The organism is Paenibacillus glycanilyticus (assembly GCF_023715145.1).
Taxonomy (GTDB): domain Bacteria; phylum Bacillota; class Bacilli; order Paenibacillales; family Paenibacillaceae; genus Pristimantibacillus; species Pristimantibacillus glycanilyticus_A.
Genome location: NZ_JAMBNP010000005.1, coordinates 428,323 through 455,170, shown reverse-complemented (window position 1 = coordinate 455,170; position 26,848 = coordinate 428,323). Strand labels below are relative to the sequence as shown.

Below are 26,848 nucleotides of genomic sequence, written 5' to 3'. Positions count from 1 at the left end.
GCCGCATATAGGATATCAAGTTACAGAAAGTATAGAGAAAGGCGCATTAAATGTCAATCGTTAATCATCCAGGCCAGCCGGCTTAGGAATGGAAGCTCGCTTTTCTTTTGAGAATACGTGCGCCATGCAGCGGAAGCTCAAGCTCATTTCCTACTTTGCCTCCGGCAAGGACATCCTCGTACTCCTGCTCGTCAAGCTTCACCTGCTGCTTGGTCTCGCTGAAGTTCATAACGAATACGTAGTCGGTTTCGCCGTCAGAGCGCAATTGCGCCGTCACGCCTTGCGGAAGCTCCGTCTCAACAACGCGCTTCAGCCCTTCTTGCTCGATCAGCTTCTTGAAGAAGTCCGTGAAGAACTGCGCCTTGTTACGGGAGGCTACATAATAGGCTTTACCCTCGCCAAGCTGATTCACCGTCAGTGCCGGACGGCCTGCGTAGAAGTCATCGCCATAAACCGCCAGCGCTTCCGCGCCTTCAAGGTGGATCAGATCGCACAGCTCATACGCCTCGTACTCGCCTTGAAGCCCCAGCTTGTTGCCTGCCGACATTACAACGCGGTTCGTCTCGCCGTCATGCAGCGAATCGATCTCCTCCGACCAGATGCCTAGCGTCTTGCGCAGCGGTCCCGGGAAGCCCTCGAGGAAGCAAAGGTCGCTCTCGTTCACGATTCCGGACCAGTACGTCGCTACGAATGTTCCGCCGTTACGCACAAACTCTTCAATCCGCTCGCCGACACCCGGACGCACCATGTACAGCATAGGAGCAATCAGCAGCTTGTACGAGTCAAATGCGCATTCCGAATCGATAATATCAACAGGCACGCCCATATCCCAGAACGGACGGTAATGACGCTTGAGCGTCTCTTCGTAATGGATGCCGCAGTTGCGGGGACCTTGCGAATCCTTCACGGCCCAGCGGTTCTCCCAGTCATTAATGAGCGCTACTTGCGGCTTCACGGATGTTCCCACTACGTCCTGCAGCTGTTCAAGCGCTTGGCCGACGTCCGTAACATCCTTGAATACGCGCGTATGCTCATGACCGACATGGTCAACTACGGCGCCGTGCAGCTTCTCGCTCGAACCGCGGCTTTTGCGCCATTGGAAATATTGAACCGTATCCGAACCGTGCGCAACCGCCTGCAAGGAAGCAAGCAAATGCATGCCCGGCTTCTTCAGCTTGCTGACCGGCTGCCAATTCGTCATGCTTGGCGTGCTCTCCATCAGCATAAACGGCTTGCCGCCTTTGAGGGAGCGGAATACGTCATGATTGAAGCCGATCCAGGCCGCAAGCTCGCTTTGATCCTTCGCGTCATGCCAGGTCGGATACGCATCCCACGAGATCATATCGAGAAGATCAACGAATTTCCAGTAGTTGAGCGGTTCAAAATCCAGCATGAAGTTTGTCGTAATCGGCAGCTCCGGATTAATCTCGCGCAGCGGCTCCATTTCATGACGGCACCAATCCACGGTCTGATCCGTGACGAAACGCTTCCAGTCCACATTCATGCCGTGAACGGCTTTTTCGCCGCGGTAGGTTGGCGTTTCGATTTGGCTGAAGCTTGTATATTTATGAGCCCAGAACGATGTCCACCAGGCATTGTTTAATGCTTCAATAGTGCCGTAACGCTTCTCCAGCCATCCCCGGAATGCTTCTGTGCAGAAGTTGCAATGACACTCCCCGTTTAACTCATTGGAAATATGCCAGCCAATGACGGCCGGATGATCCGAATAACGCTCGGCCAGCTTGCGGTTGATCTCCTGCACCTTCTCGCGGTATACCGGAGAGGAGAAGCAATGGTTATGGCGGGCGCCATGCAGGTTGCGGATGCCGTTCTCTTCTACGCGCAGAACCTCCGGATATTTCAGCGACATCCAGGCCGGTCTTGCGCCGCTTGGCGTTGCCAGCAAAGCATAGATCCCGTTCGCTGCAAAACGGTCAAGCAGCTGGTCCATCCATTCAAACGTATATACGCCTTCTTCAGGCTCATAAGCCGCCCAGGAGAAAATACCGACGGACATCACGTTGCTGCTCGACAGCTTCATCAGACGGATATCTTCCTCCAAAACGTGAGGATAATCTAGCCATTGATCAGGATTGTAATCCGCTCCGTGGAGCATCTGAGGGAATTTCTTGCTGAGTGGCGGGAATTTCAAAGTCATTGCTATTAACCTCCATACGAATGATATGTCTATTACGATATTAATATTGTAATACGCTTTCAAATCCAATAAAATCACATTATATTCACATCACTTTTAAAATATGAAACTGGAAGTGGCTCCATTATGGATAAATTGGTATTTCCGATTCTGGCCGATTCCGATCTTAAGCTTCCCCTCTATGTAGACATAATCGGACACTGGAATAACCAGGAGACAATAGACCGGCGGCAGGGCTTTCCCTATTATCAATGGCTGCAGGCAACGGCCGGCGAAGGCGAGCTCTGGATTGGCGAAGAGAAGTATACGGTGAAGGCCGGACAAGGCTTTTGCCTGTTCCCCGGCGTACCTCACGGCTATTATGCTGTGCGCGAGCCATGGGATGTTTACTTCATCAGCTTTGGCGGCAGTCAGGCGAAGGATTTGCTTGCGCAGGCCGGCATTAAAGAACCGGGGCTGTATTCCGTCACCGACAGCGAGATGATCGTCTCCCATCTGCGGAGCATTTCCGCAATGGCGGAGTCCGGGCTCCCGTTCCTTGGAATCGAATGCTCAAAGCTTGCGTACCAGTTCCTGCTGGATCTGATGAAGGTTGTTCAGGTCAGCACCCAATCCGCGGAGCAGTATTACACGAGGCTTCATCCGGTTATCCGCTATATCGAAGAGCATATCGACAGCGTGATGTCCATTCAGGACTTGTCTTCCCGCATAGGCGTTACCCCACAGTATTTGTGCCGCCTGTTCAAGCAGCTGATGGGCATGCGTCCGATGGAATATGTGAACCGGGAACGCATCAACCGCAGCAAGGAGCTGATGTTCCTCGGAAGGGAGCATAAGATGCACGAAATCGCGGCGATGGTTGGCTTCGACAGCGCGAGCTACTTCAGCACCGTCTTCAAGAAGCAGGAAGGGATAAGTCCGGAGCAGTTCAAGAAGCTGCACGGTATTCATTAAATCGGCTTAACCGGGACGGCTCCGACAGGCAATAGATCGCCATTTCGGTTATAATGGTTGGGATAACGCTTTAACAGAAGGAGGCTTGTCCATGACAAGCGGCAACAAACAGCTTATATTCCATGCAATCGAATCCCATGCGGAATCATTCAAACAAATCTCGAGGACGATTGGCGCGAACCCGGAGCTTGGTCACGAGGAATTCAAGTCGTCAGCCATGCTTTGCGAAGAGCTTGAAAGACAGGGCTTCACCGTGGAACGGGGAACGCTTGGCATCCCGACTGCTTTTATTGGTACTTATTCTACCGGCAAACCGGGTCCAACGGTTGCCTTTCTGTGCGAATATGACGCCTTGCCCGAAATCGGACATGCCTGCGGCCATCATCTGATCTGTACGATGGGGATTGCGGCAGCCGTGGGCTTAAAGGCTGTCCTTGATTCCTATGGCGGAACTATCCGCGTATACGGCACGCCTGCTGAGGAAACAAAAGGCGCAAAGGTGCCGATGTCCGAAGCCGGGTTGTTCGACGACTGCGACTTCGCTCTTATGGCCCACCCGTATTATACCTTCGAAAAGTCCGGCGATTCGCTTGCGCTTGACGCGATCCGGTTCGAATATTTCGGCAAGCCGGCTCATGCGGCAGCAAGCCCATATGAAGGCATTAACGCGCTGGATGCCGTACTGCAGCTGTTCAACAGCGTAAATGCGCTCCGCCAGCAGACCCGGAGCGATGCCCGCATCCATGGCATCATTGATAACGGGGGCAAAGCCCCTAACGTTATCCCGGATTATGCATCCGCCCAGTTTTATGTGCGCTCCGCTTCGCGTGCTTACACAAATGAGCTGGCCGAGAAGGTTCGCCGCTGCGCCGAAGGAGCCGCTCTTCAGACCGGCTGCAGGCTGGAGATGAATAACTATGAATTTTCCTATGACGAGCTGCTTACGAATGAGGCGTTGTCCGAATGCTTTACGGCCAATCTGATTGATTTGGGCGTGAAACCGGAAGAGGTGGAGACCGGCAAGGATCACGGCTCTCTTGATCTGGGCAATGTATCCGTTCGTTGTCCCGCTATTCATCCTTATGTGAAGATCGTCGAGGAACGCTTCCTCCTCCATACCGTGGAATTCCGTGATGCAGCAATGACCGAGCGCGCACTTGACCGGATGATCTTCGCCGCCAAGACGCTTGCCGCTACCGCGTATGACGTGGTTGCCAATCCGGCCCTGCTTGCCCGCATTCGCGAGGAATTCGAGCTGAAGACTCAGAAATAACCGGTATATTGAACATACGTTCATCAGAGGCTTCGCTTCGCCTGAGCATAGGTGAAGGAGGCCTTTTCGCATGCGGATGAAGCAGGATTAGCCGCATCGTCTAACGAATAGACATTTCAAGGACGATGGTATATCCATCCATTTCCTGTAATCAAATTACCGTTCAAGAGAGGGCAGGTGTATCCAAGTGAAATTTAATGAGTATCGTTACGAACGTCCCGATGTAGCGTCTTTCGAAAAGCAGTTCAAGGAGCTATTATCCGCATTTAATGCGGCAAGCCGTTTCGAGGAGCAAGATGCCGCGATGACCGGCATCAACAAGCTGCGGAGCGAATTTGATACGATGCAGCAAATTGCGAGCATCCGTCATTCGATTGATACCAACGATGAATTTTATAAAGCCGAACAGGACTTCTTCGACGAGAACGGACCTGTCGTGCAGGAATACATAACCGATTATTACCGGGCGCTGGTAGGCTCCGCGTTCCGTGCCGAGCTCGAGAACAAATGGGGCCGTCAGCTGTTCCAGCTGGCCGAGCTGTCGCTGAAGACGTTCAGCCCGGAGGTCATCGAGGATTTGCAGCAGGAGAACAAGCTGTCTACCGAATATTCGAAGCTGATTGCTTCGGCCAAAATCCTGTTCGACGGCGAAGAGCGCACGTTGTCGCAATTATCGCCATTCCAGCAATCGACCGACCGCGCTGTACGCAAACGCGCATCGGAAGCCTCCTCCGGCTTTATGGCGGAGAATGAAGGGGAGTTTGACCGTATCTATGATGAGCTTGTGAAGGTGCGGACCCGAATTGCGAAGAAGCTCGGCTTCACGAATTTCGTTGAGCTTGGTTATGCCCGCATGAGCCGTACCGACTATACGGCGGAGATGGTCGCAAACTTCCGCAATCAGGTGCTGGAGCATATCGTCCCTGTTGCGACCAAGCTGAAGGAACGCCAGCGCGAGCGGATCAGCGTCGATCAGCTCTACTATTATGACGAGAATCTCGCCTTCCTGACCGGTAACGCCAAGCCTAAAGGCAGCCCGGAATGGATTGTGGACAACGGGGCGAAGATGTATGCCGAGCTGTCGCCGGAGACCGATGAGTTCTTCCGGTTCATGCAGGACAACGGCCTGATGGATCTGGTCGCGAAGAAAGGCAAGCAAGGCGGCGGTTACTGCACCTACATCAGCGAATACGGCGCACCGTTTATTTTCTCCAACTTTAACGGTACCTCAGGAGATATTGACGTCCTGACGCATGAAGCCGGCCACGCCTTCCAGGTGTACGAGAGCAGAAGCTATGCCGTACCGGAATATGCCTTCCCTACCTACGAAGCTTGCGAGATTCATTCGATGAGCATGGAGTTCTTCACTTGGCCGTGGATGGACCTGTTCTTCAAGGAGGACGTTGATAAATACAAATTCCAGCATCTCGCGAGCTCCCTGATCTTCCTCCCTTACGGCGTAACGGTTGATGAATTCCAGCATTTCGTCTACGAGAATCCGGACGCGACGCCTGCTGAACGCAAAGCCGCTTGGCGGGAGATCGAGCAGAAGTACCTGCCGCACCGCAACTATGAAGAGAACCGCTATCTGGAGCAAGGCGCCTACTGGCAGAGGCAGGGCCATATCTTCGGCAGTCCGTTCTACTATATCGACTATACCCTGGCGCAAATCTGCGCGTTTCAGTTCTGGAAAAGAATGCATGAGGACCGGAGCGCCGCATGGGCAGACTACCTCAACTTGTGCCGTCAAGGCGGAAGCCTCTCCTTTACCGAGCTGGTTAAGGTTGCCGGCCTGATCTCGCCGTTCGAGGATGGCTGCGTCACTTCCGTTATCGGAAGCATTGACAGCTGGCTGGAAAGCGTTGACGATAAAGCGCTGTAAGGAGGACGGAGCATGACTATTACGTTTCGGCCTCTCAGCGAGCTTCCGGTTAAGGATGCGTCGGAGCTGTGGAACCGCGCCTTCGAAGGTTATTTTGTGCCGGCTGCCGTTCCGCTTGACCGGTTCATCGGCAGGACAGCTTCCGAAGGTCTGTCGCTTGAGCACTCCTTCGCTTGTTATGTGGACGGCGAAGCGGCCGGCCTTGTCATGAACGGCTTCCGCGAGCAGGAGGACAGGAAGCTGGCATGGAACGGCGGAACGGCGATCATACCGGCCTTCCGCAACAAAGGAATCGGCAGAGCGCTGATGAACAGGAATCTGGAGCTGTATGAAGAGTTAGGCGTCAGCCAAGCGAATCTAGAAGCGATCTCCCGGAATGAATATGCCATTCGGCTCTATGAAGGGGTTGGTTACGAGCAAATCGACCGCCTGCTGATTATGTCGACGGAGCAGCCGATTCCGGATATGGATGATACCTACGAGCATCCTTATCAAATCGCGCTTGGCATGGCAGCGGAGGCCGCAAGGCTCCCGTTCTACTGCGAAGGCGAAGTATGGCAGGCTGACGTGCCGAGCTTGAGGGATGGGGAAAGCGTAGCTGTCTTCGATGGCGGCGAAGCAGCGGGCTATGCCTTGTACCGGAGGACGTTCAGCATGGCTGGCGAATTGACCGGCATCTTCCTCTTCCGGCTGGAAGTCGCTCCTGGCCGTACCGACGCCAAGGCCGTGATGAAGGCCGCCCTGCATGAGGTATGGCAGCCCGGCGAGACCTGCCGGCGCTCCGCCTTTAATATCCGGGCATCTCATACGCTGCTCGTCGAGCTGCTGACCGAGATGGGGCTGGCAACAACGATGGAGCAGGTGCTGATGGTCCGCAAGAAGGAATAAGGATACCGAACAAGGGCTGTCCCGTTAGCCAATGGCTTTTGGGACAGCCCTTTCGTTTGTATGCCGCTAGACAAAATGAGACAGAACAAACACCGCAGGTGAGTTCCAGTAAATAGTCACTTCATTCGTGGCGTAGCTTTCCATCACATCGGCGAAGGAGGCAGCCGGCGCTCTGCCGGTCAGATGCTCCCGGGCATACTCATCCTGGATACCAAGGTTTGGCCCGCCGGATACGAGTCCCGGTACCGGTTCGTCTACCCCATCGCCTTCTGACGGGCGATGATGCGGATGCTTAACCGGGCGGCTCCCGAACCCCGTCACATAACTCATGCCTATCACATTCATCCCGAACAAGTAATGGATATGATCAAGCACTACCTTCTCATAGCCGGCAGTCTCGGCCAGCCGATCTGCGATTAACAGCAGCATCGCATGATTCAGCACCAGCATATTGCTGCCCCATATGTACTGCTCCGGCCGCAGCGAGATGCCAAATCCATCATTCCGGCTGACTGCAGCAAGCTGCTCGGCATGTCTGTGCAAACCAACGCGCAGCCGCTCTGCCACAGCGCTGTCTTTCGCACGCTCCGATAACAGGTAAGATATTGTCCCGTAGCCGCCCATATCGGCCCAGCCCAGCTCATACTTGTCGAATGCCAGCTCCGACAACCGCAGGAAAGCCTCATGATACCGTTCTTCCCCCGTCGTGCGGTACAGCTCTGCCGCTGCCCAATACCGTTCATCGGCATCCTGTTTATCCCCGTATTCTCCGGTTGCGATCTCAGGCGGATTCCGAAACCCGGGAGCTTCCGGGTGCAGCTCGAGCCAGTCCCATGCCCGCTCCGCGGCAGCCTTGCAGGTGGCAGCAAACACTCTGTCAAACCGCTCATACACGCGAGCCGCCATGGCCATAATTCCTGCAAAACAGCCCGTTGCCGTCGCCGACACCGGCGAAACGTACAGTTCATCGGCATCGGCCTCCGGCATCGTATCCGGCGCAGGGAAGCGCAGCGTAGTCAGCTTATGGAATACTCCCCCGCTCTCCGCATCCTGCATGCGCTGCATCCATTCCAGCTCATACCGGCATTCATGGAGCACATCCGGCATCACGCCGTCCGATTCCGGCACAGGCACGGCTGCCGCGAACGCAGCCGGATACCATTCATAGGCGAGCAGCAAATCCGCCGCCGCTTTCGCTCCCGGTCCAACATATTTGCCGTAGTCTCCCGCGTCATGCCATCCGCCTGAGGCATCCACGCGCCTCTTCTCGTCTCCATACACAATGGCCGGCGATAAATGGCAAGCGCCATGCTTCCAGTCCCCTGCATATCGTTCCTCCAGCTCCATTCCGCACCGGAAGAAATAAAACGCCTTCAATAAGGCCTGATGAGCATCGCCATATACCTCTTCCCCAATAACAAACGAATCAGATCTCTGTCCATTTTCCGTCTCCAAGCTGTACGTCCCGGCCTGCTCCCAGCCTGAAAAATCCGCTCTGCAAACCGTCACTCCGCTTGCCGCATCCTCCCGCGCAGCTGTGGTCCGTCCCTTCCACACCACTTCGCCTGTCTCTTGTTTAATTAATCTAAAGAGCCCGGCTTCGCCTGTTATAACGGCGATCTTCGAATCCTTGACCCGGTAGCCAAGCTGGTTAACCGCAATCGTTTCCCGTTTACCCTGTTGCATGAGCGAATCCCTCTCCTCTTCGAGAATAGATCAAGCCGCTACATTATATCCCATCTTCCCCTATGAGTAACTACTGAAACTATAGAACTTTCTGCGCGTACTTCAGCTTTTATGAAATAACACAAAAAGGCCGCCCATTGCTGAGCAGCCTTCGTCATTAGAAGTTTCTTTAACGGAACAATACCTTGTCCACATTGTATTTCGCCCGGAATTGATTGATCAGGTAGGTCTCGTAAATTTCGCGCTCCACCGGATCTTCATTCACATAAATCTCGATCTTGGTCACTTCGTCACGGTGATCCTTCATTGGGGATACCGTATCTTCGAAATGCTTCTTGATGCGCGGTCTCAGCTTCCTTGCTTTGCCGACAAACAGCACGTCGCCCTTGAAATTGTAGAACATGAAGAAGCCGCCCTTTTCGCGCGTGATGAGATGGAAATCGGTAAAGTTATAAATATGGCTGAGCTCGGGGTTCACTTGCTTGTAAATCGTAACGTCCGGTTCCGGAATCGTAATCGTAATCAACAACGTTCACTTCTCTTTCCTGGTTAGGTATATACCGTATTGTACCACATCTTAAGGGAACCAAGCCTTGCGAAGGCGAATAATCCCTTCGCGGATTTTCTCCTCGCTAAGTCCGCCAAAGCCTAGCATGATATACGAAGGCGGACAAGCCTCCCGGTGAAGCCAATGCTTTCTAGGCGCGTATGCAATAACCCCGTGTTCAAGCGCCCTCTTCACCAGCTCTTCGCTGGAACGTCCGTGTACATCCAGCAGCAAATGCATGCCCGACCGCTCGCCAATGATGCCAACCTGGCCGCCAAGCTGTTCATGAATCGAGCGAAGCAGCACGCGATGCCGGGACTGATACAGCTTCCTCATCTTCCGGATATGGCTTGCGAAATACCCTTCCTTCATGAACCGGTGCATCGCAGCTTGAATAAGCGGCGAGACCGACTGGCTGTATGCCTGCAGCCTGCTTCGGTAATCCAGCGCGGCCCGCTCCGGAAGCACCATATAGCTGAGCCGTATTCCCGGCAGGAACGACTTGGAGAATGTTCCTAAGTAAATAACTTTGTCACAGGTATCGAGCGCCTTCAGAGCCGGAATCGGCTGGCCCTGATACCGCAGCTCGCTGTCGAAATCATCCTCGATGATGTAGCCGTCCTGCTCATACGCCCACTGCAGCAGCTTAATCCGGTTTTGGACCGGCATAATCATGCCAAGGGGAAACTGATGGGAAGGCGTTACATATACGGTCTTGGCACCGCTTCGCTTCAGGTGCTCCACCGAGATTCCGTCATGGTCAAGCGGTATCGGAATAATGGTACGGCCCATATTCATCAGTACCGTTCTGACTCCGTTATATCCCGGCTCCTCCATCGCAACCTCCCCGGGCAGCGGCAGCAGCTGGGCCAGCAGGCTGACCGTCGTTTGCGTCCCCGCACTAAGGAAGATTTGATCAGGCGTGCATACCACTCCGCGGGATTGGTACAAATAACGGGCAATCTCCGACCTCAGTCCCGCATGGCCCTGACGGTCGCCGTAGCCGTATATCTCCGATGTACATTCCTCAAGGGCATCCATCAGACATCTCTTCCACTGCCGCACCGGAAAATGATCAAGCTCTACGTCGCCATACTCGAAATTAATCGCATGGGGCGGCAGATCCTCGGACTTCTGCGCTGTCCCCGTTCGGACTACGGCCGGTTCCGCTGCCGCCCTCTCGAGCTTCTCTATCGGCATTACATACAATCCGCTGCGAAGTCTGCTCTGGATATAACCCTCCGCCAGCAGCTGCTGATAAGCCGTTTCAACGGTATTCTTGCTGACGGACAAATAAGCGGACAACTGGCGGATCGAAGGCAGACGGTCGTTCTCCCGCAGAAGGCCCGATTCAATCTGCCCCTTCAAATAGACAAATAACTGCTGATACAGGGGAATATCGCTTTGCTTATCCAATTCCGGCGTTACGCTGATCATACGACAACCTCATTCTGTACCCCTTATTTTCAACAAAACTGTACCTTTCGATAAGGACAGATTCCTTCTACAATGATAGCACAATCCACCGCGCGAAAGGCAGGAATTAACGATGTTTCCGATCCGTTTACAAAAAAGAGCCTGTACCGATACAGGCAAGATCCATCGCTTCCTCGAGCAGGCAAAAACCGGATTTCTTGGCCTTGCTTCGGGCAATGTTCCTTATGTTGTTCCGTTAAACTTCGTCTGGAAGGATAACGCCATCTATTTCCACGTCGCTTCCGAAGGGCGGAAAATCGATATGATTGAAGACAATCCGGAAGGCTGCTTTACCGTCAGCGAAGAATACGGCACCATTACCGACCCGACACCTGCCCATATCGATACCGCTTATATGAGCGTCATCCTCTACGGCACTATTGAGAAAGTAACGGATGGGGACGAAGCAACTGCGGCCATGCAGGTTATGCTGAACAAATACGTTCCCGGCTACTTCGACCGCCCTCTTGCGAAAAGCCATCTGGAGCGGTACGTCTCCTCGATGGGCAGCAAAACATCCGTCTTCAAGCTGACCGCAAGCTCCATCACAGCGAAGGAGAGCGAAGTAAATCCCCCGAAAATGTTTTATGAAGGCCGAAAGAGTTATCAGGATCTTCGATAACTCTTTCGGCCAGGGCCAAAAGAGTCATCAGGATCTTCGATGATTCTTTCGGCCAGGGACGAAAAAAGCCACGGGAATCATCGTTAATTTTTTCGGCCAGGGCCAAAAGAGTCATCAGGACAGACACTAACTCATAAACGCGAAAAAAGAGGTTGTCCCGTATGGGAGCAGCCTCTTTCGCAATTAGTTTTTCAGTTCGGGAATGACATATTGCGGCTCTCTGCCATATAACGCATCCACCAGATTGCGCGCAGCGAGCATGGCCATGTCGTCCCTTGTCTTCTTCGTTGCCGAGCCGATATGCGGAAGGGTCACCACATTATCCAGCTGCAGCAGCGGATTGTCCGGGCTGACCGGCTCTTTCTCGTATACATCAAGTCCTGCCGCATAAATCCGCTTGCTGCGCAGCGCTTCAATCAGAGCAGCTTCGTCAACCGTCTCGCCGCGCGATACGTTAATGAAGATCGCGCTGCGTTTCATCCGGTTGAACTGCTCTTCGCCGATCATATGCTTTGTCTCCGGCGTCAGCGGAGTCATGAGCACGATGAAATCCGACTGCTCAAGCAGCTCGTTCAGCGGCTGATAGCTGACGCCAAGCCGCTCCTCCGTGTCCGGCTTGCGGCTGCGATTATAGTAGGAGACCTCCATCTCGAAGCCAAACTTCGCCCGCTTCGCAATCTGCTCGCCAATCCGGCCCATGCCGATAATGCCAAGCTTCGCATGATGCACGTCCAAGCCAAACAGCTGCTCGCCAACCCCGCGCTGCCAACCGCCTTCACGGACCAAGTTATGCAGCTCGGTTACTCTTCTGGCTGCTGCCAGCATCAGAGCAAGGGTTAGATCCGCTACGGTGTCATCCAGCACATAAGGGGTATGAGTGCCGATAATGCCGCGCTTCTTCATCGCGTCGAGATCATTATGATTGTAGCCTACCGAAATATTGCTGACTGCTCTCAGCTTAGGCGCCGCGCTTAACAAACGCTCGCTGATCGCATTGCCGGCGGCAAGCAGTCCTTCAACCTCTCCGATGTGCTCGGCAAGCTCCTGCCCGGTTATCGCTCTCTCCGGATTCTGCCACATTTCGCATTCACAATGTTGATCGAGGTAAGCTTTTACCTCGTCGGATACTTTAGATGATATGTATACTTTTGGCCGCATGCCGTCATCTCCTCTCGAGTTCTGACTCTATTATACCTATGTCCAAAGCGGTTTGGCGAATGGTTGCCTTTAAAGCGGAACCCCACTACAATGAAGAAGGCTGCATAACGCTATGGCGGCAAGTGCAGAACCAAACTTCAACGTAAGGTGGGACAAGCAAAGGTGGAGCCGTTTAACGAGAAAGTTGTCTATGAGAACCCTTTGTTATCCTTGCGTGTCTGGCAGCCGATTCGAAAGGATGACGATTTCACCAACTGGCATTATCACCGGCAGCTGGAGCTGCTCTATATTATAAAAGGCAAGCTGGACGTCGATGTCGAGGAAGAGAGCTATCATCTGGAAGCAGGCGACATCATTATGATCGGCGCCTCCCAGCTTCACCGCGACAAGAGCGTCGGGCATCTCGATTACATCGTTTTGCAATTCGAGCTGGAGCCGTTTTTCGATCAAAGCACAATAGCGTATATGCGCTATTTCTCCGAGACGGAAAATCCTCTCAGCCAGGCCAATTATATATTTCAGGAAAACAGCCATGCGAAGAAGCAGATCGGTGAGTTCATCCGCCAGCTTCATCAGGAAGCGGACCGCAAGGAGACCGGCTATGAGATTGCGGTAAGCGTTCTGATCAAGCAGATTCTGCTGACCCTCCTTCGGAACGATCACCGGAAGATGCTTGCCGAGCAGGATGACTTTGACCGCCTCCGTCTCAAGCCCGTCCTTGATTATGTCGAGAACCGGCTGACCGATCGGATCCAGGTGGAGGAAGTATGCCGAATCGCCAACATGAGCTATTATTACTTCGTGAAATTTTTCAAAAAGACGATTGGCATGTCATTCACGGAATTCGTGAACTACCGGAAGATCAAATGGGCCGAGCGTATTCTTCTGACCAAGGATCTGAGCATAACAGAAGTCGGAGAGCGGATCGGAATGCCGAACATGGCCCACTTCTATAAGATGTTCAAGAAATACAACGACTGCTCACCGAAGCAATTCCAGCGCAAGATGCTCGACTGGAACCGGCAATAGCGATAACAAAAAAAACTCGTCCACCTTAACTCTTTGGTGTGACGAGTTTTTTCGACATAACAAGCTTATAACCAACGCCGCGAATCGACTCAATCTGAACCGATTGCCCTAATTCCAGCTTCTTGCGGAGCGAGCTTACGTGAACGTCAACCGTACGCTGGCCGCCGATGTAATCGAAGCCCCATACGACATTCATCAAGTCATCCCGCGTAATAACCATCCCCGGACGTTGAACCAGGTACAGCAGCACCTCGAACTCCTTCGGACGAAGCGGAACGGTCTCATCGTTTAACGTAACTTCGTATTTCTCCGGATAGATCGACAGGTCGCCAATCGTAATAACCTTCTCCGATGTTTCGATCGGAACAACATCATCCTGCTGGGTCCGGCGCAGCACCGCAGACACGCGGGCCAGCAGCTCCGCAACGCCAAACGGCTTCGTGATGTAGTCGTCGGCTCCGTGCTTCAGCCCTTGTACCACTTCTTCTTCCGCATTACGCGCCGTTAAAATAATAATCGGCGTCTTTACGCCATTCTGACGAAGGCGCGTCAATATTTCAAAGCCATTCAAGCCTGGCAGCATAATATCCAGAATAATCAAATCAAAGGTACGCTGCAGAGCCGTCTGCAGCCCTGTTGCCCCGTGATCTATAACTGTCGTGGCATAGCCCTCCTGCGTCAGATTATACGACAGAAGCCGAGCTAATGTTGGTTCATCTTCAATAACCAGCACTTTATGCGACATGATAACCTCCAGCCTGTCCAGCCTGGGACACACAATTTTTCAACCTTATTTTATCACGATTTCATGAAGAATGGGTAAATATTTAAGTAAGGCTGACTATTGTTGCAAAACAGGCAGCTCGATAACAAAGGTTGAGCCCATGCCAACCTCGCTTGTAACCGATATTGTTCCTTTGTGCAGCTCGACCAAATGCTTCACGATGGAGAGTCCTAAGCCGGTACCGCCTGAACTGCGGGATCTGGCCTTGTCCACCCGGTAGAACCGTTCAAAGATGCGGGGCAGATCCTTCTTCGGAATGCCGATTCCGGTATCGCTGATCAGGATCCGGATATGATCCTCGTCGATGCTTTTGATATTAACCGAGACCTTGCCGCCCTCTGGTGTATAGTTTATGCCATTTGCTATCACATTCATCATAATTTGTCGTAATCGGTCTTCATCGGCTTCGACGTAAAGACCGTTTTCCATCTGCAGATCAAGCATAATCGATTTGCGCGCCGCTTCGGTTTCCATCATCGTAACGGTCTTGGTCATAAAGGAATCAAGCTCCACCGGCGAGAAATACAGCGGAACCCGTTTGGATTCAATCTTGGACAAGGCCAGAATATCCCCGATCAGCCGGTTAAGACGGTCGCTCTCGTCAAAAATAATTTGCAGGAACGAACGCGCGGTCTCCTCATCGTTCACCGCTCCGCCAAGCAGCGTTTCGGCAAAGCCTTTTACCGCCGCGATAGGCGTCTTCAGCTCATGGGATACGTTCGCCACAAACTCGCTGCGCATTCTCTCGAGGCGCCGGATTGCCGTTACGTCCTGAAGAACGAGCAGCAGGCCGCTGAATTCGTTATTTTCCTGGTGAATCGGAACCAGGTTCAGCTCCAAGAGACGCTCCTCCGGGAAGTAGAACGTAATCTCCTCTTTAATATGCTCACGGCTCGCCAATGCCTCTTGAATGAGCTGGGACAGCTCATATTGCTGCTTGGCTTCCGCATAATTGCGTCCAACCAGTTCGCGCGCCGAGAAGCCCAGAATCTCTTCCGCACGCTTGCTCATGAGCACAATCCGCCCGGTAGGATCGATCATCATAACGCCGTTAATCATATTATCGAGGACGCTTTCCAGCTGGCTTTCATTTTGCCGGATACGGGTCATTTGCACCTCAAGGCTCTCCGCCATCGCGTTAATCGCATGGCCAAGCTCCCCAACCTCATCCTGCTTTCTGACCTTCACCCGCGCTTTGTAATCCAGCTGCTTGATGCGCTGGGCAACCTTCGTAATTTGCTCCAGAGGGCGGGTTAAGCTAAGCGCGATCCGATAGCTGATAAAGGCTGCAACGATAAACAAGACCAGAAGGCCGATAATTAATACCGTCCACAGCTGGTTAATGCTCTTGTCCACTTCCTTCAGACTCATCGCAAGCCGAATGATGTTGGAGTTCGGATCGGAGGGGTCGGCCGCAATAGCTACGTATAATAAATTTTCCTTCAACGTGTCACTATAACGGATAGCTCGTCCGACGCCGTTTTTATGAGCCTCGATGACCTCGATCCGCTTGCTATGATTATCCATCGTTTCCGGAGCATGATCCGAATCGCCTAGGACCGTGCCGTCACCGGAGATAAAAGTAACCCTGGAGTCCGCATACGTCCTGAGGGTCTCCGCTTCCTTCGTGAAATAAGGGAACAGACTGGCCTTATCCCCCTCTTTCCATTCGGTTTTGGCCAGAATGATATGCATCTCGCGGACCATATTGTCTTCCAGCGCATTAATATGATTATCCTTAAACGTCTTTGCCATGAAGAGACCTGCTGCCGTAACGGACAAAGCAAGTATAATAATCATGGTAAAGGTCAGCCGGTTACGAAAGCTGTTCATGGCTAAAGTCCATCTCCTTTTGCCTCATTGTCACCCGTTTTATCGTACATGCGCTCACGCGGCTTCGCTAGTCTTGTTTTTGTTAAGTTTCTGTAAAACAAAATGATGCACCGTCGCAAGCGGCTGCTGCACCAGGATGGACAGTACGACCGGCACGGCAGCCAGCGGGCTGAAGTAGCCTAACGCGAGGACGATCCCAAGCGAGATGTTACGCATGCCCGTGGCGTAAGATACGGTGACCTGTACATCTTTGCCCGCAAATTTGGCCGTTCCGAGGAACCCTACTGCATAACATACCCCTACCAGCACGATAACAAGCGGAATCAGCTTCAGCATATCCTGCTTCAACTGATCGACATACGGCGCAATGGCCGATGCGTTCAAGGCAACAACCGCTACAAAACAAAGCTTCGAGATGGGCATCGCCACCGGCTTCACCTTCGCCTGAATGCGTCCCTTGCTCAGCTCATACAGCGCTACGCCAACAATCGTCGGCAGTACAACAATAACGAATAAATCAAACATGATAGGTCCTATCGCAATATCAACGGACGTATTAAAGAATAGATGAATGCCGTAAGGAACGACGAGCGGACTTAAAGCGGAATCGAGCACGACCATCGCAAGCACAAGCGGAACGCTTCCGCCCGACATGCCAACCCATAGGACGGTGGAAACGCCAAGCGGAATAATCGTAAACAAGACAAGCCCCACGACGTAAGGAGAGGATGCTCCAAAGAGAAGAGCACCAAGACCGTATGCGACAAGCGGCGAAATAAGATGCGCGAGAATTAGCGTCCATACCAGAATGCCGGGCTTTTTTATAACCTCATACAGATGACGAAGGCCGCAGCCGATCCCCATCGTCAGCGTCACATAAGCAAACAGATAAGGCACGGCATCCACCATCGGAGCAAGCGTATCCGCAAAAAGAAACCCCAGGACAAGCGATCCCGGGATCAGCAGAAACATCCATCGTTCGAAAAACTGATTGAATTGCAATCCAAACTCCCTCGTAAGCCATCCCTCACTTCTAAAATATGGCGATCAACAATAGTAAGCTTAATAATAGCACACTCGCATAAGGATAACTGCCCTTAAACAGAGAAAAAGCATCCGGGCTTGCCGGCTGCCTTGGTGATACTCCCATTCAAATGGACAAACCTATCCCACCCTATTTCGCTGCCGGCAAAGTAATATGAATCGTAGTCCCTTCGCCTTCGATGCTCGAAATTTCCAAAGCCCCTTTGTGGGAATAGATGATTTGCTGCGTAGCCATCATGCCAAGGCCCGTTCCGTTTTCTTTCGTTGTATAAAAAGGGGAGCCGATCTTGGAAATGAGCTCTTGAGGAATGCCTTTGCCATTATCGATAACCTGGATGACAACCGCATCATCATTAGGCCTCGTGGCCACGATATCGATTGACCCGCCATTCGGCATAGCTTCCAGCGCATTTTTGATGAGGTTAATAAATACCTGCTTCAACTGAGCCGGGACGCAATGCATGGCTGGCAGATCCTCCAGATTGGACGTTCTTAACTCCACATTGTTCATTAGAGCCTGCGAGCCCATGAGCAATATCACATCCTCAATGATCTGGCTGATTTGCTCATGTTTGAATTCCTGGGCCTGCGGCTTCGCCAAATAAAGCAGCTCGCTCGTAATGAGCTCGATTCTTTTCAGCTCGTCCTTCATAATTTCGAAATAGCTTTTGTTGACCCCGGAAACAGCCTGTTCGATAAGATGTACGAAGCCTTTCAGCGACGTGAGGGGATTCCTTATTTCATGCGCGATGGACGCGGCAAGCTGGCCTACCGCGGTCAGCTTTTCCGCTTGCAGCAGCAATAACTCATTATGATTCTCCTGGGTGATATTCCGGGCAACTCCAAATACCCCCACTACTACGTTGTTGATAATAATTGGCATGTTGGTTACTTTTACATCAATAACCGTACCGTTTTTGTGGCATGCTTTCGTTTCATAATGCTGCGTAATGCCTTTGGCTGCTTTTTGAAAATGACTCTTCGTCTTGTCCAGTTCTTCCGCCGGTATCAATGGCGTATACGACATCCTCAGAAACTCTTCTGCACGGTAGCCTAACATATGCTCCATAGCCGGATTTACGCTTAGATAATTTCCTTCCACGTCAAATGCAAAGACAGCGTCAGGATTATATTTAAACAGCGACTCGTAGTGCTGCTCCTTGAGCAAGGATAAGCCTTTCTTCTGCGTAATGTCTTCCAAATAAATGGAGAGCCCATTGGCGGATGGGTAAACTTTAACCTCCAGCCACACCGATATGGGAAGACAATACGCTTCGAATTCCACCCGGACCTGTTCGCGCATAGCCCTATCGTAATGCTCGAAGAAAATAGAGTATTCATCCTTCGAAAATTCACTCCAAATGCATTTGCCAATGAGTTCTTCAGGTTTGCGCGAGAACCATTTTGCCGCTTCTTTATTCATATAAGTAAATTCCCAGGAGTTATTGACTGCAAAGATGGCGTCCGTTATTCGCCCCAGAACCTCGTTCTGTTCTTGAAATTGGACCATATATCCCCCTCATTTTCCCCAAAATAAAAACCTAAATAAGAGCTGGTAGGTCAGCTTTTATTTAGGCTTATGTCCAGCGATCAATCTGGTTCATTACCGCCAACATTATTAATCCGGATTTAAAATGAACACGATGACGCTTTTATCCAGATGAAAATCCCAGTCGACAAACAAATCCTTAACCTTTGCGTTTAAAAATTCCTGGAAATGACCGTTATTATGCAAATGACTTTTCTCCAGATTCCGCTTGGCGAGCCTTAAGCTCTCTTCATGTCCAATCCGAATCAGCTCTTTTTCAATGCTGATCAGAATCCCAACCCGAATGACAAGCAGGGTCCTGTCGTTAATCAGAAAAGAATACAATTCGTCAGGCCGTTTCTGCACTTGTTGACTGATTGTATTAATTTCGCGCTGAAGCTCCTCTTTTCCTCTATAACTTGCAACGGGAAGGGCTTGTTCCCAATCCTCGCAAGCTTCAATTCCGACCATTACGCCGGATTGATTATGAAGTCCCCAGTCATAATAAAATTCCCGGATATCCATCCCTGCAAGCAGCAGCAGATAGGCTTTGATCTCCGGAATTAATGACTTCATTAATAAGTCTCTGGTTGATTGAATAGAGTGGACTTGATCCTGCTCGAGCAGGATCTTTTCTGTCGGCGATAAGAAGTTCCGTAAATAGAGGACGACAAAAGGACGATTAATGCTAACATAAATCGACTGTGGTCCTTTTCCGAAAGACTCTCTTAGCAATCTGCCTACGTAGCTCGCAATTTCGGTTTGAGCCTGTTTATCCAAGATCATTCATCCTTAAAGTAAGGCAAAAGCGTTATTTCTTTCACCCCGAATTTATTGTAATTTCTTATTTGGATTAAAACAACACAAACTTCGCCTATTATTTACTAGCGGCAAAATCCTATCCATTATTAAGCTTTTTTCGTTTATTTTTGATTCGGATTTAAAATAAATACGATAACGCTTTTATCCAAATGGAAATCCCAATCCACAAAAACCTCCAGAATCTGCGATTTGATGATGTTTTGGAACTGATTGTTATTAAACAGATAATTTTTTTCCAGGTTTCGTTCGGCCAGCTTTAAGCTTTCTTCAAACCCCAGCCGGAGCATTTCCTTGCCCAGGCTAATCAGAATCCCCGTTCTGACAATCAGCAGCGTCCTGTCATTAATCATGTAAGAATCCGTTTTATCCGGTTTCTTCTGAATCAGTTGACTGATCCTGTCAATCTCGCGGTGCAGCTCCTCTTTCCCCGCATACCACTCTTCCTGTCTGGCATCCAACATTTCCGGTTCCATACCGACCAGTATGCCGGAATGGTTATCCCATCCCCAGTCATAGTAAAATTCGCGGATGTTCATATTTGTCAGCAGCAGCAAATAGGCTTTGATTTCCGGGATTAGCGACTTCATCACCAGGTCTCTTGTATGCTGCACGGAATTCACCTGATCTTGCTGAAGAAGTATTTTCTCCGTCGGGGATAAGAAGTTTCTTAAGTAAATGACAATAAACGGGCGGCTGATGTTCACAAATATCGATTGCGGTCCTTTTCCGAAAGCTTCTCGCAGCAATCTCCCTATGTGACTCGCGATTTCGTTTTGAATTTGCTTTTCATTCTTATCCAAAAATTCTCATCCTCAGTTTAGGTAAAGCTTTTCTTTTACCTTCAATTATTTAATAGCAATAAAGACACAAAAAAAAGCCTAAACAAAAGTTGTAATAAACAACTCTTATTTAGGCTTATGTCCAGCGCCATCTCTGGTTCATTAATGCCAAATTAATAGTTATCAATTGTGAGTAGGCAAATTTCCTTTGCCTTAGCCATATTTTAATGATTTTTTTAAATGAAAACAAGAAAAATATTTAAATTGTTAAGCAGGAAAATAATACAATCCGTTATTTTAGTCCAATATGATCCGAGGATTCGTTAGGAAGATCGATTATGGTAGGATATAGTAGAACAATTATGACTTCTTGCGGAATAGAGAGGAGCTTTCGAGATCATGGAAAGTCATTTTTTCGCTTATTTGTATCGCCTCAAATATATTGAGCGCTGGAGCCTGATGCGCAATACCACCAAGGAAACCGTTGCGGAGCATTCCTTCCATGTTGCGCTGCTTGCCCATATGCTGTGCGAGATTGGCAATAGCTTCTATGGACGGAGCTACAATGCAGACCGGGCTGTGACGCTGGCTTTGTTCCACGACGCCACCGAAGTGTTTACCGGTGATATCCCGACTCCCGTCAAGCATCATAATCCGAAGATGCTCGCGAACTTCCGAGAGATTGAAGCCATGGCGGCAGAACGGCTGCTCGGCATGGTGCCAGAGCCGCTTCAAGCCTCGTACGCCCCGCTGCTCGGCAAGCCTGGCGGCGAGTTGACCGAGGAAGAACAACTGCTGCATAAAATCGTGAAGGCTGCCGACCTGCTTGACGCCTATTTGAAATGCTTAAGCGAGGTATCCACCGGCAACCGCGAATTCCTCGTCGCCAAAGGGCAGACGGAAGCAGCCATCGAACGGCTTGGTCTGCCTGAAACGGAGTGGTTCCTCACTCATATGGCTCCGAGTTTGGGGATGACGTTGGATGAGTTGAGTTAGGGGGAGTCGATTTCGCTCACATTCGGACATGCAGGGAGGAGGAGTCGATTTCGCTCACATTCGGAAATGTATCTCCTTCCAGTTGCTGTTGATTACATTTTGCCTGAACAATTTGTTAAGGTTGCAAAATGTAATCAAAGGCAAACGCTCCGCTCTTCCAGGAGATACATTTACCTCTGCTCTTTATCGACTTGGTTGGGGACCAAGTGTTAAGCGGCTATTCATTTAGCCGCTTGAACAATAAAAACCTCAACGATAAAAACCTCAACAGTAAACGGAGAGAATATCATGACGTTTAGAATTGCTAGAGGGACTGCCATTCTTCTATTCGGAATCGTAATCCTGCTGTTCTTTCTTGGGTGGTTATGGTTTTATGGCTTTTATTGGATGGGAAGCATCACGGCGTTATTCTTGGGGTATCTGCTAAGCGTGCGCTTTGAAATCAACGACGGGGTCCTCGCGAAAACCACTTTGTTCTTCTTCAAGAGGAGCTTCGAAATCAAAGACATTAAGTCCATTGAAGCCATAACCAAAAAGAAAATGGGCTACATCTATCTTCATCTCACCAAAGGGCCAACGGAGGATTATTATCTTTTACAGTTTAAAGATTTGAGCACTTATAAACTGGATGCCTTCTTCTGCAATAAAGGACAACCGCTCGGCCGATACCTCGCCAAAACATACAGAATCAAGTTTAAAGAGAAAGAAATCATGCAGTATTTGTACGGTAACTAGTTAGTATAAAACAATAAAAAGCCGGGTCAATTCGCGACCCGGCTTAACTTTTTATAAAGGCAGCTTCTTCGTAGTCACAATGGATACTTGCCCTGTCAGTCCTGCAGGAAGCCGGACATCGAGCTCGACATCCTCCGGAGCCGAGATTTGAAGGGACATTTCATCGCCCGAAATACTCCAGTTCACTTCAATAACGCCGCCATTCGGGAGAGGAACCGCGCCTCTCGCCCATTTCAAGTCACACGGTACGGGCTCGATGCTTACCTTGTTCCAGCCATGATCCAGCCTTTTCACGCCAAGGACATTTCTGCCCAGGAAGTAAGCCGGTCCTGCCGACCAGGCATGGCAGTGGCTGCGGGTTAACAGATCTGCATTGGCGCGGTTTTCCGTAAAGTTCGGATACATCTCCCAGCATGTGGTTGCATCGCTTGCAACCATCAAGCCGTAATTGCGGCGGATATCGTCCAGCATCACGGGAACTCGTCCCATTGCTTCCAGCGCTTCATAATAGAAGAAGGACATAAACGGGCTTCCGATTTGCACAAACGATGCCGGCGGCTGAATCAGGTACGACTCCAGCTTCGCTTTGCGCTCCCCTTGAGCAACGTCGCATAACAAGGCAACCACTTGAGTCTGCATGCTGAAGATGTCCGATCGGCGGCCGTCCGCATGGATACAATCCAAATACGCTTCCCGCTCCCGATCCCAAAGATGATCGTTTATGGCTGCGGCTAATAAGGAGGAAGCTTCTACAAACGAATTCCCTTCGCTTGCCTCCCCTGCTTCTGCTGCCATATGCGCCGCTTGCCTGAGCGTCTTCGCCAGGAATAGATTCTGATGGGTAACGATTCCTTCATTAGGCTGGTCAATCGGTGCCCAATCGAGGAGATTCCAGCCCCGCATCTCCAGCAGTCCTTGCTCATTAATATGGGTCAAATAATGCTCCAGCGTGAAGCGGACATGCGGCCACATCTCGGCTGCAAAAGCTTTGTCTCCCGTATGCTCCACATATTCCATGGTCGCCAATACCCAGAAGAACGTCCAATTCGGAATCACGCTGGTCCAGCCGCTTGGCACTTGATCCATATACAGCGGGGATCTGTCTTTCGACCCCGGAACCAACCGCAAACAACGTTTGACGATATCCAGCTCGCCAAAGATATAGTAGTTCACAAGCGCTTCATTGCGGCTGTCCCCTACCCAATAGGTCTGCTCGTAGGCCGGACAATCGACGAAAGTATCCTCCATGCAAAGACGCGTCGTATGCTGGCTGATGGTCCAAATATCGTTAAGCAGAGGATCGGAGCTTTGGAACGTTCCGGCTTCAACAACGGGATAAGTGCTCTGCACCATATAGACCTCATGCAGCTTTACAGGCTCTGACGCTCCCCTTATGGTTACTACCGCATAGCGGAAGCCGCGCCGAACCGGCGACTCGTATATCTGCCGCCCTTCCCTGCAGATATACCTGAACGTATTATCCAGTCCATACGTGTGCTGGCGGAAATCGCCTTTCAAATATTCAAGGCCGTAGACATCCACAATCGTTCCTGCAGGCGCCTCAATCTTGAATCCGAAGAAGCCGGAGCGCTGCTTGCCCAGATCGATAACCAGTTCGGTATCCCCGCTCGCGAAACGCGGAATAATCGCATATTCCGGTGTCGCCGTCAAGCAAGCGTTCAAGCTGGCTGACCATCCGTAACGCTCCGCTTCGGGACGCCACACATTGGAGCCGAATACATCCTGCTCCGTATAATAAGAGGACTCCAGGGGGCGGATCCAATCCTTAACCGCAGCCAATGCCTCGATTGAAGCTGCTCCGGCCGCACGTAGGTAGTTTGGCTCCTGCCGGTCAACATTTCTGTTTTCCTTCGTATCGTAGAAGACCGTCTGGTCAAAAGGACCAATGATGATCCAAGGCGTATCCCCGCCGCCATCTGGTACATGAAGCGAGAAGCTCTGCTCCGAGTGAATGACCAAGTGGAAGGCTCCTCCATGATCGTGCTGAGTGATATCAAGCAGGATGAAATGCTCGCCGGCGTTTAGCTCTATCTCATAATACTTCTCCGGATCGACGCCATGACTCTTCTCAATCTGCTGCCCGTTAATCCAAAGCTTCTCGCCGCGGGACTGCAAAACGCCAATCGTCACTTTCCCGGCTTCCGCAAGCGACAAATTCGTGGCGATGTAGCCCATATATTGCATATGATTGGCATGCTCCACCGATTCGGGAACCATTGCATTCCGAAGGTCAATAGCCGCGGTCCAGGCAGGCGGTTTAACCCTTTGCAGGGATTCGATGCGGGAAGGATACAGCTTTTCCTCTGTCAGGAACGGGATATCGCGCGGAATTAGCTTTTTCCAAGGACCTTCCCCAACTTCTGCAACGCGAGTAGCCCGTGACCATAACGAGTCATCGTATCCGCTTTCTGTCCAGCTGTCATCCCATCCCCTTGCATCGTACACCTCGGCAAAGCCCTGCTGACAGGACATTCGGGGGGAAGAGGATAGCTGACCCTTCAGCTTCTCCGTCCGCCAGGACGAATCCGTCGCCGCAAGCACGGAGCCTCCGGCATTCACTTCCGCTAGCAAGCCTCCTCTGCCCCGCAAGTAATAGAAGTTCGTCACGCCAAAATGCAGCACCAGAACGGCTATCGTGTTCTCCTCGCCAGACTTTAGCAAATGACCGATGGAATGCGAATCGTAAAATTGCTCCTCCGGCCAGGATCGGACCGGACCTCTGCCGATACGCACGCCATTCACGTAAGCTACATATCTGGAATCCGCGCTTATGCGAAGCTCTGCCGCGGCAGCAGCTCCCTCCGTTACTTCGAAGGTCGAACGGAAGCAGCGCCATTCATTGCGCGGACTATCCTCTTCTCCTCCCCATATCCATTCCGCCTTCCAAGCCGTATCTTTCATCAGCATTTCCTCCTAGTAAGATCGATGTGACTGCTAAAAAATAATGGGAGCCTCCCAATAAGCGTTACCGCAACTAAATTCCATAATCTGGCGTTTAACCATTAGATTAAACATCGAGGAGGAATTCGAAATGTCAGACAAGCTAATGGGTGCAGCAGCAATTATTGCAAATACCGAAGGCCAGGTACTCCTTGTCAAACACAGTTATGGCAAGAACAACTGGGATCTGCCGGGAGGCAAATCGGAAGTGAATGAATCCGCACAACAAACCGCAGCAAGAGAGGTACTGGAAGAGACCGGACTGCAGGTTGAGATTGGCGAATTAACAGGGATTTACTATGATCCGGCGTATGATATGCATCATTTTGTCTTTATCGCCGTTAGCGATGGCAATCAGCAGCCTATTCCTAGCTCTCCGGAAATATTGGAATGCCGCTACTGTTCTCCCGATGATCTCCCTCGGCCGATTAGCGATTTCACCTGCAATCGCATCCGGGATGCTCTTCAATCAAACCGTCATACTCTCTTCCATGCGATTGGCCCAAGACAGTGGGTATGACAAAACAAAGCTCCTTCACATCCAGCTGACACTGGGTTCGAGGGAGCTTTATTTTTTATTATTTTCTGCCCAAAGCTTGTTTGACGAGCTCTACTTCCTGAGCATTAAGCGGTCTGCCTGCGGCCAGAGCGTTGGATTCAACTTGACGGATATTCTTGAACCCCGGAATTACGCATGCATTCGGGGATTGCGCCAAAGCATACTGAATAGCGGCGCGGACCAGTTCCTGTGCATCGGCGCCGAAATGCTCTTTAAGTGGCTGAAGCTGCTTTCGGATTTCGAGCAGACGCTCCTTCGAGTAGGACTGGTTCGTCGAGCGGATATCGCCCTCGCCAAATTGAGGAGGATTCTCCGGATCGAATTTATCCAGCAGCAAGCCTTGAGCAAGCGGCCCAAACAGCACCATGCCAAGGTTTTCTTGTTCCGCCCATTGGAACAGGTTCGTCTCCGGCCGATCGAACTCGTTGCCGAACGCATTATAATGGAATTGCAGCACATCCGGACGCGTTACGGGACATACCCGCTTAAAGTCCGCATAGCTGTAAGCCGACTGGCCAATCACCCGGACTTTGCCTTCTTTTTGGAGCTCGCGCATCGTGTCGGCCGCTTCTTCCAAATAGCGGTCGTCCGGTCCGAAATTCGTATTATGGAAAAAATAAAGGTCGACATAATCCGTCCCCAGATTCGTAAGCGTCTGCTCCAGTTGATGACGAATATGTACCGGCTGCATGGCGTTGGGTGCCGTCCCTCTGAACCAGCCTACTTTCGAGGCGACAACAATGGAATCGCGCGGAACATCCTGCAGAAATTGTCCGATTACCCGTTCCGAATGGCCGTCTCCATAGACATCCGCCGTATCTAAATGGTTAATGCCAAGCTCATGGGCTCTGCGCAAGCCCGCAAGAGACTCGTTATCGTCATTGCCGGACCAGCCTACGGGATTACCGTCCCGCCACGACGGCCCGCCTATTGCCCAGCAGCCCAAGCTGACCTCGCTCACTCGCAAGCCCGAACGTCCTAACACCCGGTATTCCACGAATATCACCCCTAAGAGAGATTATAGTCAACATTTGATATAACATATAATTCAATTCATTATAACATTAGAGGTTTTACCGAATAAGAAGTGAAAAATTATTTACTTAGTTACTTCAGGATACTGTGGAAATCCGA

The 26,848-nt window shown here is 51.1% G+C and carries 22 protein-coding genes and 1 other annotated feature (1 of these 23 cut by a window edge); of the genes, 9 read left to right on the top strand and 13 right to left on the bottom strand.

Going from position 1 to position 26,848, the window contains the following annotated elements:
- Nucleotides 1-11 (bottom strand) — a binding site (T-box leader) (it extends 216 nt beyond the left edge of the window).
- A gap of 71 nt (nucleotides 12-82) precedes the next feature.
- The gene (locus M3194_RS17055; protein ID WP_251655273.1) at nucleotides 83-2,158 is read right to left on the bottom strand and encodes a beta-galactosidase; all 2,076 of its coding nucleotides are present in this window, start codon (nucleotides 2,156-2,158) and stop codon (nucleotides 83-85) included.
- Nucleotides 2,159-2,284: 126 nt separating this feature from the next.
- Between M3194_RS17055 and M3194_RS17050 the strand changes: the two genes are divergently transcribed.
- The 4 genes from M3194_RS17050 (at nucleotide 2,285) to M3194_RS17035 (ending at nucleotide 7,155) form a co-directional block, all read left to right on the top strand.
- The gene (locus M3194_RS17050) at nucleotides 2,285-3,112 is read left to right on the top strand and encodes an AraC family transcriptional regulator (RefSeq protein ID WP_251655272.1); all 828 of its coding nucleotides are present in this window, start codon (nucleotides 2,285-2,287) and stop codon (nucleotides 3,110-3,112) included.
- 91 nt (nucleotides 3,113-3,203) lie between these two features.
- The gene (locus M3194_RS17045) at nucleotides 3,204-4,385 is read left to right on the top strand and encodes a M20 family metallopeptidase (protein WP_251655271.1); all 1,182 of its coding nucleotides are present in this window, start codon (nucleotides 3,204-3,206) and stop codon (nucleotides 4,383-4,385) included.
- Nucleotides 4,386-4,572: 187 nt separating this feature from the next.
- Nucleotides 4,573-6,267, top strand: a complete 1,695-nt coding sequence (locus M3194_RS17040; RefSeq protein ID WP_251655270.1) for a M3 family oligoendopeptidase — start codon at nucleotides 4,573-4,575, stop codon at nucleotides 6,265-6,267.
- Between the two features lie 12 nt (nucleotides 6,268-6,279).
- A complete protein-coding gene (locus M3194_RS17035; protein WP_251655269.1) occupies nucleotides 6,280-7,155 on the top strand; it encodes a GNAT family N-acetyltransferase in 876 nt (291 codons plus the stop codon).
- Between the two features lie 66 nt (nucleotides 7,156-7,221).
- On the opposite strand, the gene M3194_RS17030 is transcribed toward M3194_RS17035, so the two are convergent.
- The 3 genes from M3194_RS17030 to pdxR form a co-directional block, all read right to left on the bottom strand.
- Nucleotides 7,222-8,841, bottom strand: coding sequence for a glycoside hydrolase family 9 protein (locus M3194_RS17030; RefSeq protein WP_251655268.1), 1,620 nt, complete (start codon nucleotides 8,839-8,841; stop codon nucleotides 7,222-7,224).
- Between the two features lie 169 nt (nucleotides 8,842-9,010).
- Nucleotides 9,011-9,367, bottom strand: a complete 357-nt coding sequence (locus M3194_RS17025) for a nucleotide excision repair endonuclease (RefSeq protein WP_251655366.1) — start codon at nucleotides 9,365-9,367, stop codon at nucleotides 9,011-9,013.
- Nucleotides 9,368-9,418: 51 nt separating this feature from the next.
- Nucleotides 9,419-10,825 carry a MocR-like pyridoxine biosynthesis transcription factor PdxR gene (gene pdxR / locus M3194_RS17020; RefSeq protein ID WP_251655267.1) on the bottom strand — a complete coding sequence of 469 codons (1,407 nt, stop codon included), beginning with the start codon at nucleotides 10,823-10,825 and terminating at the stop codon, nucleotides 9,419-9,421.
- Nucleotides 10,826-10,937: 112 nt separating this feature from the next.
- Here pdxR and M3194_RS17015 point away from each other — a divergent pair, with 112 nt between their 5' ends.
- On the top strand, nucleotides 10,938-11,486 hold the full coding sequence (locus tag M3194_RS17015; protein ID WP_251655266.1) for a pyridoxamine 5'-phosphate oxidase family protein: 549 nt from the start codon (nucleotides 10,938-10,940) through the stop codon (nucleotides 11,484-11,486).
- Nucleotides 11,487-11,669: 183 nt separating this feature from the next.
- On the opposite strand, the gene M3194_RS17010 is transcribed toward M3194_RS17015, so the two are convergent.
- On the bottom strand, nucleotides 11,670-12,644 hold the full coding sequence (locus M3194_RS17010) for a 2-hydroxyacid dehydrogenase (protein ID WP_251655265.1): 975 nt from the start codon (nucleotides 12,642-12,644) through the stop codon (nucleotides 11,670-11,672).
- 162 nt (nucleotides 12,645-12,806) lie between these two features.
- On the opposite strand from M3194_RS17010, the gene M3194_RS17005 reads away from it, so the two are divergent.
- Entirely contained in the window at nucleotides 12,807-13,673 is an 867-nt protein-coding gene (locus M3194_RS17005) for a helix-turn-helix domain-containing protein (protein WP_251655264.1), read from the top strand.
- A 25-nt stretch (nucleotides 13,674-13,698) separates the two neighbouring features.
- Here M3194_RS17005 and M3194_RS17000 read toward each other — a convergent pair whose 3' ends face one another.
- The 6 genes from M3194_RS17000 to M3194_RS16975 all read right to left on the bottom strand — a co-directional run bounded on the left by M3194_RS17000 (nucleotide 13,699) and on the right by M3194_RS16975 (nucleotide 20,484).
- Nucleotides 13,699-14,418, bottom strand: coding sequence for a response regulator transcription factor (locus M3194_RS17000; RefSeq protein ID WP_251655263.1), 720 nt, complete (start codon nucleotides 14,416-14,418; stop codon nucleotides 13,699-13,701).
- Nucleotides 14,419-14,514: 96 nt separating this feature from the next.
- The gene (gene pnpS, locus M3194_RS16995) at nucleotides 14,515-16,290 is read right to left on the bottom strand and encodes a two-component system histidine kinase PnpS (RefSeq protein ID WP_251655262.1); all 1,776 of its coding nucleotides are present in this window, start codon (nucleotides 16,288-16,290) and stop codon (nucleotides 14,515-14,517) included.
- A gap of 54 nt (nucleotides 16,291-16,344) precedes the next feature.
- Nucleotides 16,345-17,292: a bile acid:sodium symporter family protein gene (locus tag M3194_RS16990; RefSeq protein ID WP_311291104.1), complete on the bottom strand. Its 948-nt coding sequence runs from the start codon at nucleotides 17,290-17,292 to the stop codon at nucleotides 16,345-16,347.
- 172 nt (nucleotides 17,293-17,464) lie between these two features.
- Nucleotides 17,465-18,844 (bottom strand): PAS domain-containing sensor histidine kinase, encoded by a 1,380-nt coding sequence (locus tag M3194_RS16985; RefSeq protein WP_251655261.1) that lies wholly within the window; start codon nucleotides 18,842-18,844, stop codon nucleotides 17,465-17,467.
- Nucleotides 18,845-18,952: 108 nt separating this feature from the next.
- Nucleotides 18,953-19,648 carry a Na-translocating system protein MpsC family protein gene (locus M3194_RS16980; RefSeq protein ID WP_251655260.1) on the bottom strand — a complete coding sequence of 232 codons (696 nt, stop codon included), beginning with the start codon at nucleotides 19,646-19,648 and terminating at the stop codon, nucleotides 18,953-18,955.
- Between the two features lie 137 nt (nucleotides 19,649-19,785).
- On the bottom strand, nucleotides 19,786-20,484 hold the full coding sequence (locus M3194_RS16975; RefSeq protein WP_251655259.1) for a Na-translocating system protein MpsC family protein: 699 nt from the start codon (nucleotides 20,482-20,484) through the stop codon (nucleotides 19,786-19,788).
- A 378-nt stretch (nucleotides 20,485-20,862) separates the two neighbouring features.
- Between M3194_RS16975 and yfbR the strand changes: the two genes are divergently transcribed.
- Both yfbR and M3194_RS16965 read left to right on the top strand, forming a co-directional pair.
- Nucleotides 20,863-21,459 (top strand): 5'-deoxynucleotidase, encoded by a 597-nt coding sequence (gene yfbR / locus M3194_RS16970; RefSeq protein WP_251655258.1) that lies wholly within the window; start codon nucleotides 20,863-20,865, stop codon nucleotides 21,457-21,459.
- Between the two features lie 288 nt (nucleotides 21,460-21,747).
- A complete protein-coding gene (locus M3194_RS16965; protein WP_251655257.1) occupies nucleotides 21,748-22,194 on the top strand; it encodes a hypothetical protein in 447 nt (148 codons plus the stop codon).
- Nucleotides 22,195-22,245: 51 nt separating this feature from the next.
- On the opposite strand, the gene M3194_RS16960 is transcribed toward M3194_RS16965, so the two are convergent.
- Entirely contained in the window at nucleotides 22,246-25,116 is a 2,871-nt protein-coding gene (locus M3194_RS16960) for a family 78 glycoside hydrolase catalytic domain (protein ID WP_251655256.1), read from the bottom strand.
- A 130-nt stretch (nucleotides 25,117-25,246) separates the two neighbouring features.
- On the opposite strand from M3194_RS16960, the gene M3194_RS16955 reads away from it, so the two are divergent.
- A complete protein-coding gene (locus tag M3194_RS16955; protein ID WP_251655255.1) occupies nucleotides 25,247-25,675 on the top strand; it encodes an NUDIX hydrolase in 429 nt (142 codons plus the stop codon).
- A gap of 58 nt (nucleotides 25,676-25,733) precedes the next feature.
- On the opposite strand, the gene M3194_RS16950 is transcribed toward M3194_RS16955, so the two are convergent.
- A complete protein-coding gene (locus M3194_RS16950; protein ID WP_251655254.1) occupies nucleotides 25,734-26,711 on the bottom strand; it encodes an aldo/keto reductase in 978 nt (325 codons plus the stop codon).
- Nucleotides 26,712-26,848 lie beyond the last annotated feature (137 nt).

Bases quoted from the DNA above. Each gene is read 5' to 3' on its own strand.
- M3194_RS17035 (WP_251655269.1), top strand. From the start codon at position 6,280: ATGACTATTACGTTTCGGCCTCTCAGCGAGCTTCCGGTTAAGGATGCG.
- M3194_RS17030 (WP_251655268.1), bottom strand. From the start codon at position 8,841: ATGCAACAGGGTAAACGGGAAACGATTGCGGTTAACCAGCTTGGCTAC.
- pnpS (WP_251655262.1), bottom strand. From the start codon at position 16,290: ATGAACAGCTTTCGTAACCGGCTGACCTTTACCATGATTATTATACTT.
- M3194_RS16980 (WP_251655260.1), bottom strand. From the start codon at position 19,648: ATGATCTTGGATAAACAGGCTCAAACCGAAATTGCGAGCTACGTAGGC.
- M3194_RS17000 (WP_251655263.1), bottom strand. From the start codon at position 14,418: ATGTCGCATAAAGTGCTGGTTATTGAAGATGAACCAACATTAGCTCGG.
- M3194_RS17045 (WP_251655271.1), top strand. From the start codon at position 3,204: ATGACAAGCGGCAACAAACAGCTTATATTCCATGCAATCGAATCCCAT.
- M3194_RS16955 (WP_251655255.1), top strand. From the start codon at position 25,247: ATGTCAGACAAGCTAATGGGTGCAGCAGCAATTATTGCAAATACCGAA.
- yfbR (WP_251655258.1), top strand. From the start codon at position 20,863: ATGGAAAGTCATTTTTTCGCTTATTTGTATCGCCTCAAATATATTGAG.
- M3194_RS17050 (WP_251655272.1), top strand. From the start codon at position 2,285: ATGGATAAATTGGTATTTCCGATTCTGGCCGATTCCGATCTTAAGCTT.
- M3194_RS16985 (WP_251655261.1), bottom strand. From the start codon at position 18,844: ATGGTCCAATTTCAAGAACAGAACGAGGTTCTGGGGCGAATAACGGAC.
- M3194_RS16965 (WP_251655257.1), top strand. From the start codon at position 21,748: ATGACGTTTAGAATTGCTAGAGGGACTGCCATTCTTCTATTCGGAATC.
- M3194_RS17055 (WP_251655273.1), bottom strand. From the start codon at position 2,158: ATGACTTTGAAATTCCCGCCACTCAGCAAGAAATTCCCTCAGATGCTC.
- M3194_RS17010 (WP_251655265.1), bottom strand. From the start codon at position 12,644: ATGCGGCCAAAAGTATACATATCATCTAAAGTATCCGACGAGGTAAAA.
- M3194_RS16960 (WP_251655256.1), bottom strand. From the start codon at position 25,116: ATGAAAGATACGGCTTGGAAGGCGGAATGGATATGGGGAGGAGAAGAG.
- M3194_RS17015 (WP_251655266.1), top strand. From the start codon at position 10,938: ATGTTTCCGATCCGTTTACAAAAAAGAGCCTGTACCGATACAGGCAAG.
- pdxR (WP_251655267.1), bottom strand. From the start codon at position 10,825: ATGATCAGCGTAACGCCGGAATTGGATAAGCAAAGCGATATTCCCCTG.